Genomic DNA, 12927 nt, shown 5'->3' with positions numbered 1-12927 from the left:
GACCCACCCGATGCGCACGACCGCTCCGCACCGCCGCGCGCGCCGCACCCTCGCGGGCGTGGTCACGGCGGTCGCCGTGCTGGCCGGGGCGGTTACGGGGTGTCAGTCGGGCGAGTCGGCCTCCGAGGGTGAGCGCGGGGCGCAGGCCGCGCCGCGCTGGAACACCGCGCCGGCCTCGATCGCCGCTGTGGGTGACTCCATCACACGTGGTTTCGATGCCTGTTCGGTCCTGGCGGACTGCCCGGAGGTCTCCTGGGCGACGGGCGACGACCCCGAGGTGCGCTCCCTGGCCGCCCGGCTGCTCGGGGAGGCCGAGGCGCCCGCCCGCAGCTGGAACTACGCGGTGACCGGCTCGCGGATGGCGGACCTGCCGGGACAGCTGGCCTCGGCCGCCGAGCACAAGCCCGGCCTGGTCACGGTGATGGTGGGCTCGAACGACGCCTGCCGGCCGCTGGCTTCGTCGATGACGCCGGTCGCCGAGTTCCGGGCCGGTTTCGAGAAGGCGCTCGCCGGTCTGCGGGCGGCCTCGCCCACGACCCAGGTGTACGTGTCCTCGGTGCCCGACCTGCAGCGGTTGTGGGAGCAGGGCAAGGACAGCCCGGTGGTGCGGCAGATCTGGAAGCTGGGCATCTGTCAGTCGATGCTGGCGGACCCGCTGTCGGCCGGATCGGGAGCGACGGCCCGGCGCGTGCAGGTGCGGGCACGGGTGGTCGAGTACAACGAGGTGCTGCGCGAGGTCTGCGCGAAGGACGCGCTGTGCCGGTACGACGGGGGTGCGGTGTTCCAGTATCCGTTCGAGGCCGATCAGTTGAGCCGCTGGGACTGGTTCCACCCGGGGAAGAACGGGCAGGCGCGGCTGGCCGAGCTGGCGCACCGCCAGGTGACCTCGGCCGAACCGCCGCGCTGAGCGGTACGGACCGGGGGGCGGTGTCAGGGCCGCTCCCGGTCCGGTTCGTGGGTGATTTCCGGCCATATCAGGAACTGGCGGCGGCGCCCTGGATGTCGAGGGCCGCCGTGAGGCGGGTATCGGCGTGGGAATGGCCGGCGCGGACCTCGTAGGTGCCGCCGATCCGACGCCAGCCGCGCGCCTCCTCGTCCCAGATCTCGAAGGCCCGGGCGGGCAGGGCGAGCTCGGCTTCGACGCTCTCCCCCGGGCCCGCCCCGACTCCCGCGAAGGCGGCCAGCCAGCTCACCGGGCGCTCGACGCCGCACCCGCCGACGGGGGCGAGGTAGACCTGGACGACCTCGCGGCCCGGGCGGTCGCCGGTGTTGGTGAGACGCACCCGGGCGGTGGTGCCGGTGACCTCCAGGGACTCGTACGTCCAGTCGGTGTAGCCGAGTCCGTGCCCGAACGGGTAGGCGGGGGTGAGGGAGCGGGCCTCGTAGGCCCGGTATCCGATGAAGAGCCCCTCGCGGTACTCCAGTCGCCCGGCGGTCGGCGCGACCTCGGTGACGGGCGCGTCGGCGAAGCGCGCCGGCCAGGTGGTGGGCAGCCGCCCGCCCGGCTCCGCGTCGCCGAGGAGTACGTCGGCCAGCGCGGCCCCGCCCTCCTGCCCGGGGAACCAGGTCAGGAGCACGGCGGCGACGTCCTCGCGCCACGGGAGTTCCACCGGGGAGCCCGCGTTGACGACGACCACGGTGTTCGGGTTGGCGGCGGCGACGGCCCGGACGAGGTCGTCCTGCCGGCCGGGCAGGGTGAGGTCCTCGCGGTCGAAGCCCTCGGACTCGACACGCTCGGTGGTGGCGACGACCACGACGGCGGTGTCGGCGGCCCGGGCGGCCCGCACGGCCTCGGCGATCAGCTCGTCGGCGTCGCGCCGCGGGCCGAGGTGCAGGAGGGAGAACATGACCGCCTTGAGCGGCAGGGCGCTCATGTCGGGGACCTGGAGCGTCAGCGAGACCTCGACGGGCTGCCCTTCGGTGAGGACGACGAGGGCGCGTTCGCTGGGGGCCCCGAAGAAGGCCTCGAACGGGTCGGCCTCGTCGCCCCTCTCCTGGACGCCGTCCCAGACGGCCGCGCCGCCGACGGCGAGGGTGAAGACGCCGAGCCCGCGGGTGCCGAAGGCGTGCTCGCCGCTCTCGCGCGGCAGGAACGTGCCGGTGACCTCGACGCTCGCCATGGTCTCGTACGTGACCCCGGCGGGCAGGTCCTCGCCGATCCACTGGACCTGGCCGGTCGGCAGGCCGCCCTCGCCGAGGACGGCCCCGGAGGCGTCGCGGCAGACGGCGCGGAGCTCGAAGCCCTGGTCGGCGGGGGCCAGTTCCTCGCTGGGGTCGGCGCCGACGGCGTAGGTCAGCGCCCCGGCGGGCAGCGCGGCGCCCAAGCCGGCGAGCGGGGAGACCACCCGCTCGGGGAAGACGGTGGCGGAGCCGCCGCCGAGGACGCGGGCATCGCGGGCGGCGGCGCCGATGAGGGCGACGGTGCGGCCGGCGCCGGCGTCCAGCGGCAGGGCCGGGGTGTCATCGAGCACCGCCTCGTTGCGTACCAGGACGAACCCGCGGGTGGCGAGTTCCCGGGCCAGGGCCTGGCCGTCGACGGGAGCGGGGGGCTCGGTGACGACGGCCGGCGCGCCCTCCAGGAGGCCGACGCGGGCGGCGAGGCGCAGGACGTTGCGCACGGCCGCGTCCACGGCGGACTCGGGGACCTCGCCGGAGCGCACGGCCTCGGCGAGGGAGGGCCCGTAGACGGTCTGCGGGCCGGGCATGGCGACGTCGAGGCCGCCGAGGATGCCCCCGGTGGTGGAACGGGCGGCCATCCAGTCGGAGACGTTGCACCCGTCGAAGCCCCATTCGCCGCGCAGGACCTCGTTGACGAGGTGCTGGTGCTCGGTCATGGTCGTGCCGTTGACCTGGTTGTACGCCGTCATGATGCCCCAGGGGCGGGCGTTTTCGACGATGGCCTCGAAGGGAGCCAGGTACAGCTCGCGCAGCGGGCGCGGGGCGATGGCGTTGTCGACGGTGAACCGCTCGGTCTCGGCGTCGTTGCCGGCGAAGTGCTTGACGGTGGTGCCGATTCCGCCGTCCTGGACCCCGTTGACGTAGCCGGTGCCGATGACTCCGGTGAGGTACGGGTCCTCGGAGTAGCACTCGAAGTGCCGGCCGCCGAGCGGGGAGCGGTGCAGGTTGACGGTGGGCGCGAGGAGGACGTGGACGCCCTTGCGACGGGCCTCCTGGGCGAGGAGGCGGCCGGCGCGCCGGGCGAGGGCCGGGTCCCAGGCGGCCGCGAGCGCGGTCGGGGAGGGCAGGGCGATCGAGGGGTCGTCGGCGGTCCAGCGCACGCCGCGGACGCCGACGGGGCCGTCGGACATGACCAGGGACTTCAGCCCGATCTCGGGGACGGCGGGCAGGGACCACATGTCCTGGCCGGCCAGCAGACGGGTCTTGGTGTCGAGGTCCAGCTTGCCGAGCGCCGCCTCCACGGCGTCGTCGCGGACCTGATCGGCATCGGTCACGGCCGTGCCTCCTCGTTGAGTGCGGTGCGGTGCGGTGCGGTGCGGGCGGTGCGGTGCGGTGCGGTGCGGTGCGGTGCGGTGCGGTGCGGTGCGGTGCGGTGCGCCCATGGTGGACCGGTACCTGGTGAGCGGTAGGGTTAGTTATCTATTCGTGATATAGCGATGCCGTACGGTCCTGCTGGCGGGCTTGTCTGGCGGGCTGGTACGGAAGGGGTGCGCGGGCGATGGCCAGAGCGAGGAGCGAGGAGCGGCGCGGCGACATCGTCCGCGCGGCCGTCGAGGTGATAGCGGAACGCGGCTACCGGGGCGCGTCCCTGGGGGCGGTCGCCGAGCGCGTGGGCCTGACCCAGCAGGGGCTGCTGCACTACTTCCCCACCAAGGAGGCGCTGCTGGTCGCGGTGCTGGAGGAGCGCGACCGCTGGGACACGGGCGGCGGCTCGCGCGCCTCGGCCGGCGCCTGGCGGCTGGACCTGCTGGCCTCGCTGGTGGAGTACAACGCCATGCGCCCGGGCATCGTGCAGACGTTCTCGGCACTGCTGGGCGAGAGCGTGACCGACGGGCACCCGGCGCGGGAGTTCTTCACCGAGCGCTACGAGCAGGTCCGCGCGGAGATGGCGGCCGTACTGCGCGCCGAGTTCGGCGACCGGCTTCCCTCGGGCCTCACCCCGGAGCAGGCGGCGCCGCTGCTGACGGCCGTCATGGACGGCCTCCAGTACCAGTGGCTGCTCGCCCCGGAATCGGTGGACATGCCGACGGCCTTCCGCGCGTTCCTGACCCTCCTGCGGGCACCCGAAGCCTGACCGCCGACCCCGCGCCGGCCCGGCGATATCCCGGCCGCGGGCTGGCATCCTGTACACGGTGAAGATCGCCGCAGCGCAGATGACCTGCATCCCCGCCGACGTCCACGCCAATGCCGCGCAGGCCGCCGTCCTCGCCGCCCAGGCCCGCGAACAGGGCGCCGAGCTGGTCGTGTTCCCCGAGTTCACGCTCACCGGGTACGAGCTGGAGGCCTTGACCGCCGACCCCCGCCTGTGGATCGCCGATGCCGAGGACCCTCGCCTGGACCCGGTCCGCTCGGCCGGGATCGCCACCGCGGTCAACGTCGCCCTGCGCACCGGGGGCCCGCGCCCCGCCATCGCGACGCTGGTCCACGGGGCGGACGGCGCGCACCTCACCACATACGCCAAGCAGCACCTCTACCGGCACGAGCAGGGCGTCTTCGCCCCCGGCGAGACGGACGGGCGCTTCGAACTCGGCGGGATCCGCTTCTCCCTGGGCGTCTGCTACGACAACCACTTCCCGGAACTGACCGGCCGGGCCGCGGCGGACGGCTGCCGGGTCCACCTGGCCGGCTCGCTCTACGGCACCGGCGACGGAATCCACGAGCGGGCCACGGTCCACCCCGGGATCGCGCGGCGGCACGGCCTCTACGTCGTCCTCGCCAACCACGTCGGCCCCGCGGGCCCGTGGACCGGCTGCGGCCGCGCCGCCGTATGGGCGCCGGGCGGGGCGCTGCTGGCCGAGGCGGACGACCGGACGCCCTCCGTGGTGACGGCCGAGGTCGGAGTCGGCTAGGGGGTGACCTGGAGGAGGTTTCTGGCGCCCCACTCCCCCAGGGACGCCAGGGCCCCGTTCAGGTCCTGGCCCAGCGGGGTCAGGGAGTACTCCACGCGCGGCGGGACCTCCTCGTAGACCTCGCGGTGGACGACGCCGTCCGCCTCCAGCTCACGCAGCTGGGCGGCGAGCACCTTCTCGGAGATCCCCGGGGCCATGCGGCGCAGTTCGCCGAACCGGCGCGGGCACAGCCCCAGCGCCCACAAGAGCGAGACCTTCCATTTGCCGTCGATCACGGACATCGCCGCGGCGACCCCGCAGTGATCCGCCCCCGGCCTTCGCGTCAGCGCCATCGCACACCCCTCCCACCTGCTCGCTCACCTTGGGGTAACCACCCACTCCAAAGTGCGTACTTGAGTGCCTGTCAGCCTGCCACCAGGCTAAACGCCATGACTGACAACCACGCGAAGACCCCGCTCACCCTCCTCGGCCTCGGTGCCATGGGCACCGCCCTCGCCCGCACCTGGCTCGCCGCCGGCCACCCGCTCACCGTCTGGAACCGCACCCCCGCCAAGGCCGAGGCCCTCGCCGCCGAGGGGGCCGCCGTCGCCGCGAGCCCCGCCGAGGCGGTGGCCGCGAGCGGGCTCGTCGTCCTCTGCCTGCTGGACGACGCCAGCATCGGCTCGGCCCTGGACGGCGTCGGGCTGGCCGGCAAGGACCTCGTCAACCTCACCACCGGTACGCCCGCCGAGGGCCGCGCCCGAGCCGTCTGGGCCGAGGAGCGCGGGGCCCGGTTCCTGGACGGCGGAATCATGGGCACGCCGTCGATGATCGGAAACCCGGCGGCCGGCGGGTACGTCTTCTACAGCGGCTCCCGGCGCCTCTTCGACACCCACCGGACGGTGCTGGAGGTCCCGGCCGGGGCCCGCTTCGTCGGGGAGAACCCCGGCTGCGCCGCCCTGCACGACGTGGCGCTGCTGAGCGCGATGACGGGCCTGTTCGCCGGAATCTCGCACGCCTTCGCACTGATCGAGGGCGAGGACATCTCCCCGAAGGATCTGGCGCCGCTGCTCACCGAGTGGCTGGGTGCGATGGGGTTCTTCGCGGGCTCCGCCGCCGAGCGGCTGGTCTCGGGGGACTTCACCACCGGGGTGGAGTCGAACCTGGCCATGCAGGTCGCGGCCAGCGGCACCCTGCTGCGCACCGCCGCGGAGCAGGGGGTCAGCGCCGAGCTGATCACCCCCTACCTGGAGCTGATGCGGGAGCGCCTGGAGGCCGACCCGGCGGCCCACGGCGGCGAGGACACGGCGGGCGCGATCACCCTGCTGAAGCGGTAGTCCCCCTTACATGTGCGGCTTACATGCGCCGCTCACATGCGCGGCGGCGGCCCGAAGCCCCCGTCGGCCGGAGCCTGCGGCCGGCTCTGCGGCCAGGCCTCCACCGCCGGAGCACCCGGCGCACCCGCAGCGCCCGGAGCCGGTGCGGACGGGTCCTCGGCTCCCGTCAGGTCCCGGGCCATCAGCGTGGCTCCCGCCACCGCACCCGGCATCAGGAACACCGCGACCAGCGGCACCAGGAACGAAAGCACCAGCGGCACCCCGAACCCGAGCACCAGCATCCGCCGTGTCCGCAGCAGTACCAGCCGCTCCGACAGGTCGATCTTGCGCCGCTGGAGGGCGACGGCCGTGAGCTCCTGGGTGAGGAAGTACCCGGAGACGCAGAAGCCGATGACCGGGATCACCGTCTGCCCGATCACCGGGATGAATCCCAGGGCGAACAGCAGGATCCCGTACAGCACCACCCGGCCGAGCACCTTCACGCTGTCCCGGGCCGAGATCCACAGCTCCCGCCCGAGCGAGAGCCCGGACTCGGGGACCGCTCCGCCCTCGGTGCGGTCGACCTGCTCCGAGAGGGACTCGTAGAACGGCTGGCCGATGAGCAGGGTCACCGCGGTGAAGGTGATCACCGCGAGGAAGAGGCCGAGGCAGAACACCAGGCCGGTCAGGAAGCCCCGGAACAGCCCGAGCCACGGCGCGGACCAGTCGTCGGCGAAGGGCGTGGCCCAGGCGGTGAGGTCGTCGGCGCCGTAGCCGAGTCCGATGAGCGCGCCGGCGTACAGCGCCAGCGACACCAGCCCCGGCAGCAGGCCGAAGCCCAGCCAGCGGCCGTGCCGGAACACCCATCGCTGTCCGGCCAGCAGATAGCCGAATCCCCCCGCAAGATCACGCATGGGTCCAGCTTAAGGCGGCGAACGGCGAAGGCCGCACCCCCCGTCAGGGGGATGCGGCCTTCGGCGAGCGGGTGCCGGATCAGACGGCGAGCTCGACGGTGATGTTGCCGCGGGTCGCCTTGGAGTACGGGCAGACCTGGTGGGCCTTCTCGATGAGGTCCTTGGCGGTGGCGGCGTCCACGTTCGGGATCGAGGCGGAGATCTTGACGATCAGGCCGAAGCCGTCGTCGTTCTTGCCGATGCCGACCTCGGCGGTGACGGTGGAGCCCGAGATATCGGCGTTCTCGTTGCGGGCGACAACACCGAGCGCGCCCTGGAAGCAGGCGCTGTAGCCGGCGGCGAACAGCTGCTCCGGGTTGGTGCCGGCGCCGCTGCCGCCCATCTCCTTCGGCGGGTTCACGACGACGTCGAGCTGGCCGTCGTTGGTCGCGACGCGGCCGTCACGGCCGTTCTCGGCGGTGGCGACGGCGGTGTAGAGAACGTCGGAGTGCTGGATGGACATGTAAGAGGTTCCTCCTGATGAATCGCCGCGACTCGCGCCCACGATCGCGACGGTGTGGAGTGAGCCTAACCGGTGAAAGAAACGATCATCTTTCCGGTGTTCTCGCCGCGCAGCATTCCGAGGAACGCGTCGGTCGCGTTCTCGACGCCCTCGACGACCGTCTCGTCGTAGCGCAGCTCGCCCGAGCGCAGCCAGCCGGCCACGTCCTGCACGAACTGCTGCTGGAGCCCGGCGTGGTCGTTGACGAGGATGCCCTGCAGGCGCAGGCGCTTGCCGATGACCTGCATGAGGTTGCGCGGGCCGGGGGCGGCCTCGGTGTCGTTGTACCCGGCGATGGCGCCGCACAGTGTGGCGCGGCCGTTCACCTTCAGGGAGGAGATGGCGGCCTCCAGGTGGTCGCCGCCGACGTTGTCGAAGTAGACGTCGATGCCCTCGGGTGCGGCCTCGGGGAGCTGCTTGGCCACGGGGCCGTTCTTGTAGTTGAAGGCGGCGTCGAAGCCGTACTTCTCCGTGAGGAGCGTCACCTTCTCCTCCGAGCCGGCGGAGCCGATCACCCGGGAGGCGCCCTTGATCTTGGCGAACTGGCCGACCAGGCTGCCGACCGCACCGGCGGCGCCGGAGACGAAGACGGAGTCGCCCTCCTTGAAGGAGGCGACCTCGAAGAGCCCGGCGTAGGCGGTCAGGCCCGGCATGCCGAGGACGCCGAGGTAGGCGGAGAGCGGGGCGAGGGCGGCGTCGACCTTGGTGGCGTGCGCGGCGTCCATGTCCGCGTACTCGCGCCAGCCCAGGTGGTGCAGGACGTGGTCACCGATCGCGAAGCGCTCGTCGGCGGAGGCGACGACCTCGCCGACCGCGCCGCCCTGCATGGGCTCGTCCAGCTGGAAGGGCGGGATGTACGACTTCACGTCGTTCATCCGGCCGCGCATGTACGGGTCCACGGACATGTGGAGGTTGCGGACGAGGATCCGGCCGACGGCGGGCTCGGCGTTCACCGGGACCTCGCGCAGGGCGAAGTCCTCGGCGACAGGCCAGCCCTGCGGGCGGCGGACGAGGTGCCACTCACGGCTCACGGCGGGGATCTCGGACATGCGGGGCTCCTGACAAAGCAACAGAGGGGAGGGTCAGCGGGTCAGCGGGTAGCCGGCGGTAGCCAGGCGAAGAAATGCTTCACTAGCTGAAACAACCATGCGCCTGGATATTTCATGTTGTCAAGTAAATGGGTACGCTGGTTCCATGCCCAGTCGTCGCGCAGACCCCCTGACCCTTGAGGTCGTCGAACTCATCGGCGATGTCGTGGCCCGCTACCACGTGGAGTACGAGCAGGCGGCCGCCAGGCACCAGCTCACCGGCGCCCAGGCCAAGGTGCTGACCATGCTGGCGCTGGAGGCGGCGCCCCTGCCGATGCGCAAGATCGCGCAGAAGCTGCGGTGCGAGCCCTCGAACATCACCGGCATCGTGGACCGGCTGGAGACCCGCAGGCTCGTCGAGCGTCTGCCGGACCCCGTCGACCGCCGGGTCAAGCTGGCCGGTCCGACGGAGGAGGGCCTCCAGGCCGCGGACCGGCTGCGCGAATCGCTGGACTTCGCGCGGGAGCCGCTGGCCGGCCTGTCCACGGCCGAGCGGACGGCCCTGCGGGACCTGCTCAGGCGGATGCTGGGCTGACGGGGCCCCGGTCAGCCCGCCCCCCGGGCTCTCAGCCGCAGAAGATCCAGAAGACGCAGTCCTTCGTCTTCGTCGGGCTCGGCGAGGGCGAGGCCGAAGGCGTGACCAGCCCCGGGGCCGGCGCCGTCCCGCTCGCGGACCCGCTCGGCGAGGGCTGCCCCGAGTTCCTCGGCTTTACGGTGGAACCGCCTCCGGCGCCGCCCTGCGACGGCTCCGGATTCCCGGGCCCGGAGGCGCTCCCGGCCGGCCCCGGCTGCGCACTGGCGCCCGGGGACTGCCCCGGGGAGGCCGACTTCGACGCCCCACCGGCGCCCTTCGCGGGCGCGGGGCCCTTCCCGGACGAGGGCAGGGCCGAGGGAACGGCGGGCCCGCCCGCCCGGCTCGGCAGCGGGGCCGGCTGATCCGGAGCGGAGTCGTCGGTCAGCATCACCTCGGAGGCCCGGTCGGAGCGCTCCCCGTCGGTCGCGATCTGGGCGACCGCCACCGAGGCCCCGACGGCGAGCAGCAGGCCGAGCCCGACGCTCATCCCGGCCTTGCGGCGTCTGCGGTTCGCGACCCGGCGACGGGCCCCGGCGCGGCGCTCGTAGGGCACCGACAGCGTGACGATCCAGTCCTCGGGCTCCGGCTCGGCCCCGGGCTCCGGCCCGGACGGCACCGGGCCGGGCTCGGCGAACGGCGCGGCCGGCGCGACCCCCGCGGGGGCGGCAGGGGCGACGGGTCCGGCGGCGGGCCCGGCGGCGAAAACAGGGGCCGCGGGTATCAGGTACTCGGCCGGGGTTCCGCACCCGGCGCACGCCAGTGCGCCATTGAGGTGTCTCCGGCAGGCGTGGCAGTAGTTCATGGCGCCCGCAGGCTACGTGGTCCCGGGCATCATCCGTATCGCGGGAACGTAAGGATCCTGTGTGGAATCGTGGCCCGCATGACAGCGCCCTCGTCCCCGGGCCGGTTCGGTCCGGCCGCCTTCCAACTGGTTCTGCTGCGCCAGATGGCGGACTTCCAGCCCGATCTCGCGGAGCGGGCCCGGCTCCGGCTCGGCGCCTCGCTCGCCGAACAGCGGGAGGCGAACAAGCGCTGGCAGGCCATGGTCCGCTCACCGCGCTCGCGCGGCGCGCTCGCCCGCTACCGTTCGGTGCTCGGCCCGCCGGAGTCGGCGACCGCGCGCACCATCGGCGACCTGGAGTGCGAGGCCCTGCTGTGGCCGGTGCCGCTCTGGCCGGACCTGCGCTTCGAGGTGCTGGCCGCGCCGGACGGAGCCGTCTGGAACGAGTGGCTGGTCCGGGCCCCGGGCGCGCCGGGGCCCGTACTGGAGACGCCGGAGGACCTGCGGCCCTGGTCGGCCACGGTGGACGAGGTGGCCCGGGCCTTCGCCCCCGTACGCCCGATGGAGGGCACGGCGCCGACCCGTTGGCGGCTGGCGTTCGCCGTGCGGGGAGCGCGGTACATCGCGGAGTTCACGTACGGCCTGCTCCAGCGGGTCTCCACGGAGGAACCGCCGGACACCCCGCTGGACCCGCTGGACACCCGGCCGGGCATCCCCGATACCGCTTAGCGCCCGAGGAAGGCGCGGACGCCCGCCGAGGTGCCGTCGTCGCCGAGCAGGTCGTTGTGGCCCAGGCAGCCGACGGGCGTGTTGGCGGCCCCGGTCAGCGGGACGCTGCCGTCGGGGTTGACGACCTCGTCGCAGTCCGACCAGAACGTCGCGTACTTCACCGCGCCCGGGGTCTCGTCCCCACTCGCCAGGTTCTTCGCCACGTACGACCCGGGGGTCATGTCCCGGCACGCCTGATCCCACAGCGCACAGCCCCAGGCCGTGGAGGTGCCGTGGTTGGGGCCGGCGAGCGAGACCCAGTGGTTCACGGTCTCGGTGCCGCCGCCGAATTTCACGTACCAGCGGCTGACGAGCGAGCCGAAGGAGTGCGCCACGATGTCCACCCGGGCGGCGCCGGTCTGCCGGCGGACCTGCTCGACGTATCCGCCGAGTTGCCCGGCGAGGACCTCGTTGACGGACCGGTGGGTGTCGTAACCCCAGGAGAAGAGCTCCGAGTCGGCGTACCCGGCGGCCCGCAGGTCCTCGCGCAGGGCGCCCCAGACTCCCGGGTCGGCGTTGTAGCCGTGCACAAAGACCACCGGATCACGGGGGACGGCCCGGGCGGAGGCTTGGGCGGCGGACCAGTCCCCGGGCCGGCCGGCGGCCTGAGCCGGGAAGGGCGCCAGCAGGGCGAGGCAGAGCGTCAGGAGCGCCGGTAATTTCTGGCGGGGCGTCAGCATCGGGTCCCCTTTACCTTGTTACGCGCGAGTAGCGCGAGCACTGCGCGCATGGTGCTGCCTGTCGGTACAGAAATCCACCCCCGTGCAGCACCCGGGCCACTCCGTCGGCGCACCCCGACCGGAGCACCACAACGGGCGGAATGTCGGATTGGCCCGAGAAGATATGAAGTACAGCCGGCGCTCGCCGGTCTTCTTGCGTCCGTTCTCGGGAGGATCCGCCGTGACCGTCAGTCTTGAGCAGTTGCGCCGCTGCCACGTCGCCGTCGACCTGGGCGCGGCCAGGACCCGCGTGTACGTCAAGGGCGCCGGCCTCGTCGTCGACGAGCCCAGCGTCGCCGCGGTGAACACCCGCACCGGCGCACTCATCGCCGTCGGAACCTTCGCCGAGCGGATGACCGGCCGCACCCCCGACTACATCCGGGTGGTACGCCCCGTCTCCGGCGGCACCGTCATCGACATCGAGATGGCCCAGCGGATGCTGCGTCACCTCCTCGGCGAGAAGCTGCGGCGCGCCCTTCGCCGCAAGCCCCGGCTGCGGGCCGCCGCCTGCACCCCGCACGACGCCGACCCGCTCGCCCAGCGCGCGACCGTGGAGACGCTGGTCGGGCTCGGCGCCCGGCGCGTCGAACTGGTCGACACCCTGATCGCGGCGGCCGTCGGCTGCGGTCTGCCCGTGGAGCAGCCGACCGCGACGATGATCATGGTGTGCGGGGCCGCGGCCACCCAGGTGGCCGTCCTCTCGCTCGGCTCCGTCGTCACCGCCGAGCGGATCCCGGTCGGCGGCGAGGCCGTCGACCACGCCGTGGTCCAGCACCTGCGGCTCGCGCACGAGCTGATGCTGCCCAGCCAGGCCGTCCGGCCGCTCCAGCTGGCCCTGCACGACAGCGGCATCACCCCCGACGGCCCGGCCTCCACGCTCATCCACGGCCTGGACGTGGCCACCGGACTGGCCCGTTCCGTCCACGTGGACACCGCGGCCGTACGGGACGCCATCCACACCCCGCTGACCGCCGTCCTGGACGGCATCGGCAAGGTGCTGCGGGACTGCCCGCCGGACCTGGTCGCCGACCTGACGGACCGGGGGATCATGATGGTGGGCGGCAGCGCCCTGCTGCCGGGCCTGGACCAGATGCTGCGGGACGCCACCGGGATGCCCGTCGCGATCGCTGAACGGCCGGACGTGTGCGCCGTACTCGGTCTCGGCGCGATGCTCGAAGGAACGATCGCTCCCATGGTTCTCAACCATCTGGCCCAATGAC

14 protein-coding genes are annotated in these 12927 nt (G+C 73.2%); 7 read left to right on the top strand and 7 right to left on the bottom strand.

The window, feature by feature from the left end; all coding sequences use genetic code 11:
• The first annotated feature begins 10 nt into the window (after nucleotides 1–10).
• Entirely contained in the window at nucleotides 11–907 is an 897-nt protein-coding gene (locus MTF65_RS09090; protein ID WP_243627931.1) for an SGNH/GDSL hydrolase family protein, read from the top strand.
• A gap of 67 nt (nucleotides 908–974) precedes the next feature.
• Here the strand turns inward: MTF65_RS09090 and MTF65_RS09085 are convergent, their stop codons facing one another.
• Entirely contained in the window at nucleotides 975–3452 is a 2478-nt protein-coding gene (locus tag MTF65_RS09085) for a beta-glucosidase (RefSeq protein ID WP_243627929.1), read from the bottom strand.
• Between the two features lie 224 nt (nucleotides 3453–3676).
• Here MTF65_RS09085 and MTF65_RS09080 point away from each other — a divergent pair, with 224 nt between their 5' ends.
• Together MTF65_RS09080 and MTF65_RS09075 are read left to right on the top strand one after the other, a co-directional pair.
• The gene (locus tag MTF65_RS09080; RefSeq protein ID WP_243627927.1) at nucleotides 3677–4252 is read left to right on the top strand and encodes a TetR/AcrR family transcriptional regulator; all 576 of its coding nucleotides are present in this window, start codon (nucleotides 3677–3679) and stop codon (nucleotides 4250–4252) included.
• Nucleotides 4253–4310: 58 nt separating this feature from the next.
• On the top strand, nucleotides 4311–5027 hold the full coding sequence (locus MTF65_RS09075; RefSeq protein ID WP_243627926.1) for a carbon-nitrogen hydrolase family protein: 717 nt from the start codon (nucleotides 4311–4313) through the stop codon (nucleotides 5025–5027).
• Here the strand turns inward: MTF65_RS09075 and MTF65_RS09070 are convergent.
• Nucleotides 5024–5359, bottom strand: coding sequence for a helix-turn-helix domain-containing protein (locus tag MTF65_RS09070; RefSeq protein ID WP_243627923.1), 336 nt, complete (start codon nucleotides 5357–5359; stop codon nucleotides 5024–5026). The genes MTF65_RS09075 and MTF65_RS09070 overlap by 4 nt on opposite strands.
• Nucleotides 5360–5455: 96 nt before the next feature.
• Here MTF65_RS09070 and MTF65_RS09065 point away from each other — a divergent pair, with 96 nt between their 5' ends.
• Nucleotides 5456–6343: an NAD(P)-dependent oxidoreductase gene (locus MTF65_RS09065; protein WP_243627922.1), complete on the top strand. Its 888-nt coding sequence runs from the start codon at nucleotides 5456–5458 to the stop codon at nucleotides 6341–6343.
• A gap of 32 nt (nucleotides 6344–6375) precedes the next feature.
• Here the strand turns inward: MTF65_RS09065 and MTF65_RS09060 are convergent, their stop codons facing one another.
• The 3 genes from MTF65_RS09060 to MTF65_RS09050 all read right to left on the bottom strand — a co-directional run bounded on the left by MTF65_RS09060 (nucleotide 6376) and on the right by MTF65_RS09050 (nucleotide 8826).
• Nucleotides 6376–7236: an EI24 domain-containing protein gene (locus tag MTF65_RS09060; protein WP_243627921.1), complete on the bottom strand. Its 861-nt coding sequence runs from the start codon at nucleotides 7234–7236 to the stop codon at nucleotides 6376–6378.
• A 79-nt stretch (nucleotides 7237–7315) separates the two neighbouring features.
• Nucleotides 7316–7738 carry an organic hydroperoxide resistance protein gene (locus tag MTF65_RS09055; RefSeq protein WP_243627920.1) on the bottom strand — a complete coding sequence of 141 codons (423 nt, stop codon included), beginning with the start codon at nucleotides 7736–7738 and terminating at the stop codon, nucleotides 7316–7318.
• Nucleotides 7739–7803: 65 nt separating this feature from the next.
• Entirely contained in the window at nucleotides 7804–8826 is a 1023-nt protein-coding gene (locus MTF65_RS09050) for an NADP-dependent oxidoreductase (RefSeq protein WP_243627919.1), read from the bottom strand.
• A 145-nt stretch (nucleotides 8827–8971) separates the two neighbouring features.
• Here MTF65_RS09050 and MTF65_RS09045 point away from each other — a divergent pair, with 145 nt between their 5' ends.
• Complete coding sequence (locus tag MTF65_RS09045) at nucleotides 8972–9400, top strand: MarR family winged helix-turn-helix transcriptional regulator (RefSeq protein ID WP_243627918.1); 429 nt, start codon at nucleotides 8972–8974, stop codon at nucleotides 9398–9400.
• Nucleotides 9401–9431: 31 nt separating this feature from the next.
• Here MTF65_RS09045 and MTF65_RS09040 read toward each other — a convergent pair whose 3' ends face one another.
• Nucleotides 9432–10241, bottom strand: a complete 810-nt coding sequence (locus MTF65_RS09040; RefSeq protein ID WP_243627917.1) for a hypothetical protein — start codon at nucleotides 10239–10241, stop codon at nucleotides 9432–9434.
• Between the two features lie 78 nt (nucleotides 10242–10319).
• Between MTF65_RS09040 and MTF65_RS09035 the strand changes: the two genes are divergently transcribed.
• Nucleotides 10320–10949, top strand: a complete 630-nt coding sequence (locus MTF65_RS09035) for a hypothetical protein (RefSeq protein ID WP_243627916.1) — start codon at nucleotides 10320–10322, stop codon at nucleotides 10947–10949.
• On the opposite strand, the gene MTF65_RS09030 is transcribed toward MTF65_RS09035, so the two are convergent.
• Nucleotides 10946–11668: a triacylglycerol lipase gene (locus MTF65_RS09030; RefSeq protein ID WP_243627913.1), complete on the bottom strand. Its 723-nt coding sequence runs from the start codon at nucleotides 11666–11668 to the stop codon at nucleotides 10946–10948. The genes MTF65_RS09035 and MTF65_RS09030 overlap by 4 nt on opposite strands.
• Before the next feature lie 220 nt (nucleotides 11669–11888).
• Between MTF65_RS09030 and MTF65_RS09025 the strand changes: the two genes are divergently transcribed.
• Complete coding sequence (locus MTF65_RS09025; RefSeq protein WP_243627911.1) at nucleotides 11889–12926, top strand: rod shape-determining protein; 1038 nt, start codon at nucleotides 11889–11891, stop codon at nucleotides 12924–12926.
• The last annotated feature ends 1 nt before the right edge of the window (nucleotide 12927 follow it).

The sequence above is a fragment of the Streptomyces sp. APSN-46.1 genome (assembly GCF_022815725.1).
GTDB lineage: Bacteria > Actinomycetota > Actinomycetes > Streptomycetales > Streptomycetaceae > Streptomyces.
Note: the sequence above shows the minus strand (reverse complement) of the source record. Positions and strands in the feature narration are given on the sequence as shown.

Excerpts from the sequence above, each read along its gene's own strand:
- MTF65_RS09090 (WP_243627931.1), top strand. The coding sequence starts at position 11 with ATGCGCACGACCGCTCCGCACCGCCGCGCGCGCCGCACCCTCGCGGGC.
- MTF65_RS09080 (WP_243627927.1), top strand. The coding sequence starts at position 3,677 with ATGGCCAGAGCGAGGAGCGAGGAGCGGCGCGGCGACATCGTCCGCGCG.
- MTF65_RS09070 (WP_243627923.1), bottom strand. The coding sequence starts at position 5,359 with ATGGCGCTGACGCGAAGGCCGGGGGCGGATCACTGCGGGGTCGCCGCG.
- MTF65_RS09065 (WP_243627922.1), top strand. The coding sequence starts at position 5,456 with ATGACTGACAACCACGCGAAGACCCCGCTCACCCTCCTCGGCCTCGGT.
- MTF65_RS09060 (WP_243627921.1), bottom strand. The coding sequence starts at position 7,236 with ATGCGTGATCTTGCGGGGGGATTCGGCTATCTGCTGGCCGGACAGCGA.
- MTF65_RS09055 (WP_243627920.1), bottom strand. The coding sequence starts at position 7,738 with ATGTCCATCCAGCACTCCGACGTTCTCTACACCGCCGTCGCCACCGCC.
- MTF65_RS09050 (WP_243627919.1), bottom strand. The coding sequence starts at position 8,826 with ATGTCCGAGATCCCCGCCGTGAGCCGTGAGTGGCACCTCGTCCGCCGC.
- MTF65_RS09045 (WP_243627918.1), top strand. The coding sequence starts at position 8,972 with ATGCCCAGTCGTCGCGCAGACCCCCTGACCCTTGAGGTCGTCGAACTC.
- MTF65_RS09040 (WP_243627917.1), bottom strand. The coding sequence starts at position 10,241 with ATGAACTACTGCCACGCCTGCCGGAGACACCTCAATGGCGCACTGGCG.
- MTF65_RS09035 (WP_243627916.1), top strand. The coding sequence starts at position 10,320 with ATGACAGCGCCCTCGTCCCCGGGCCGGTTCGGTCCGGCCGCCTTCCAA.
- MTF65_RS09030 (WP_243627913.1), bottom strand. The coding sequence starts at position 11,668 with ATGCTGACGCCCCGCCAGAAATTACCGGCGCTCCTGACGCTCTGCCTC.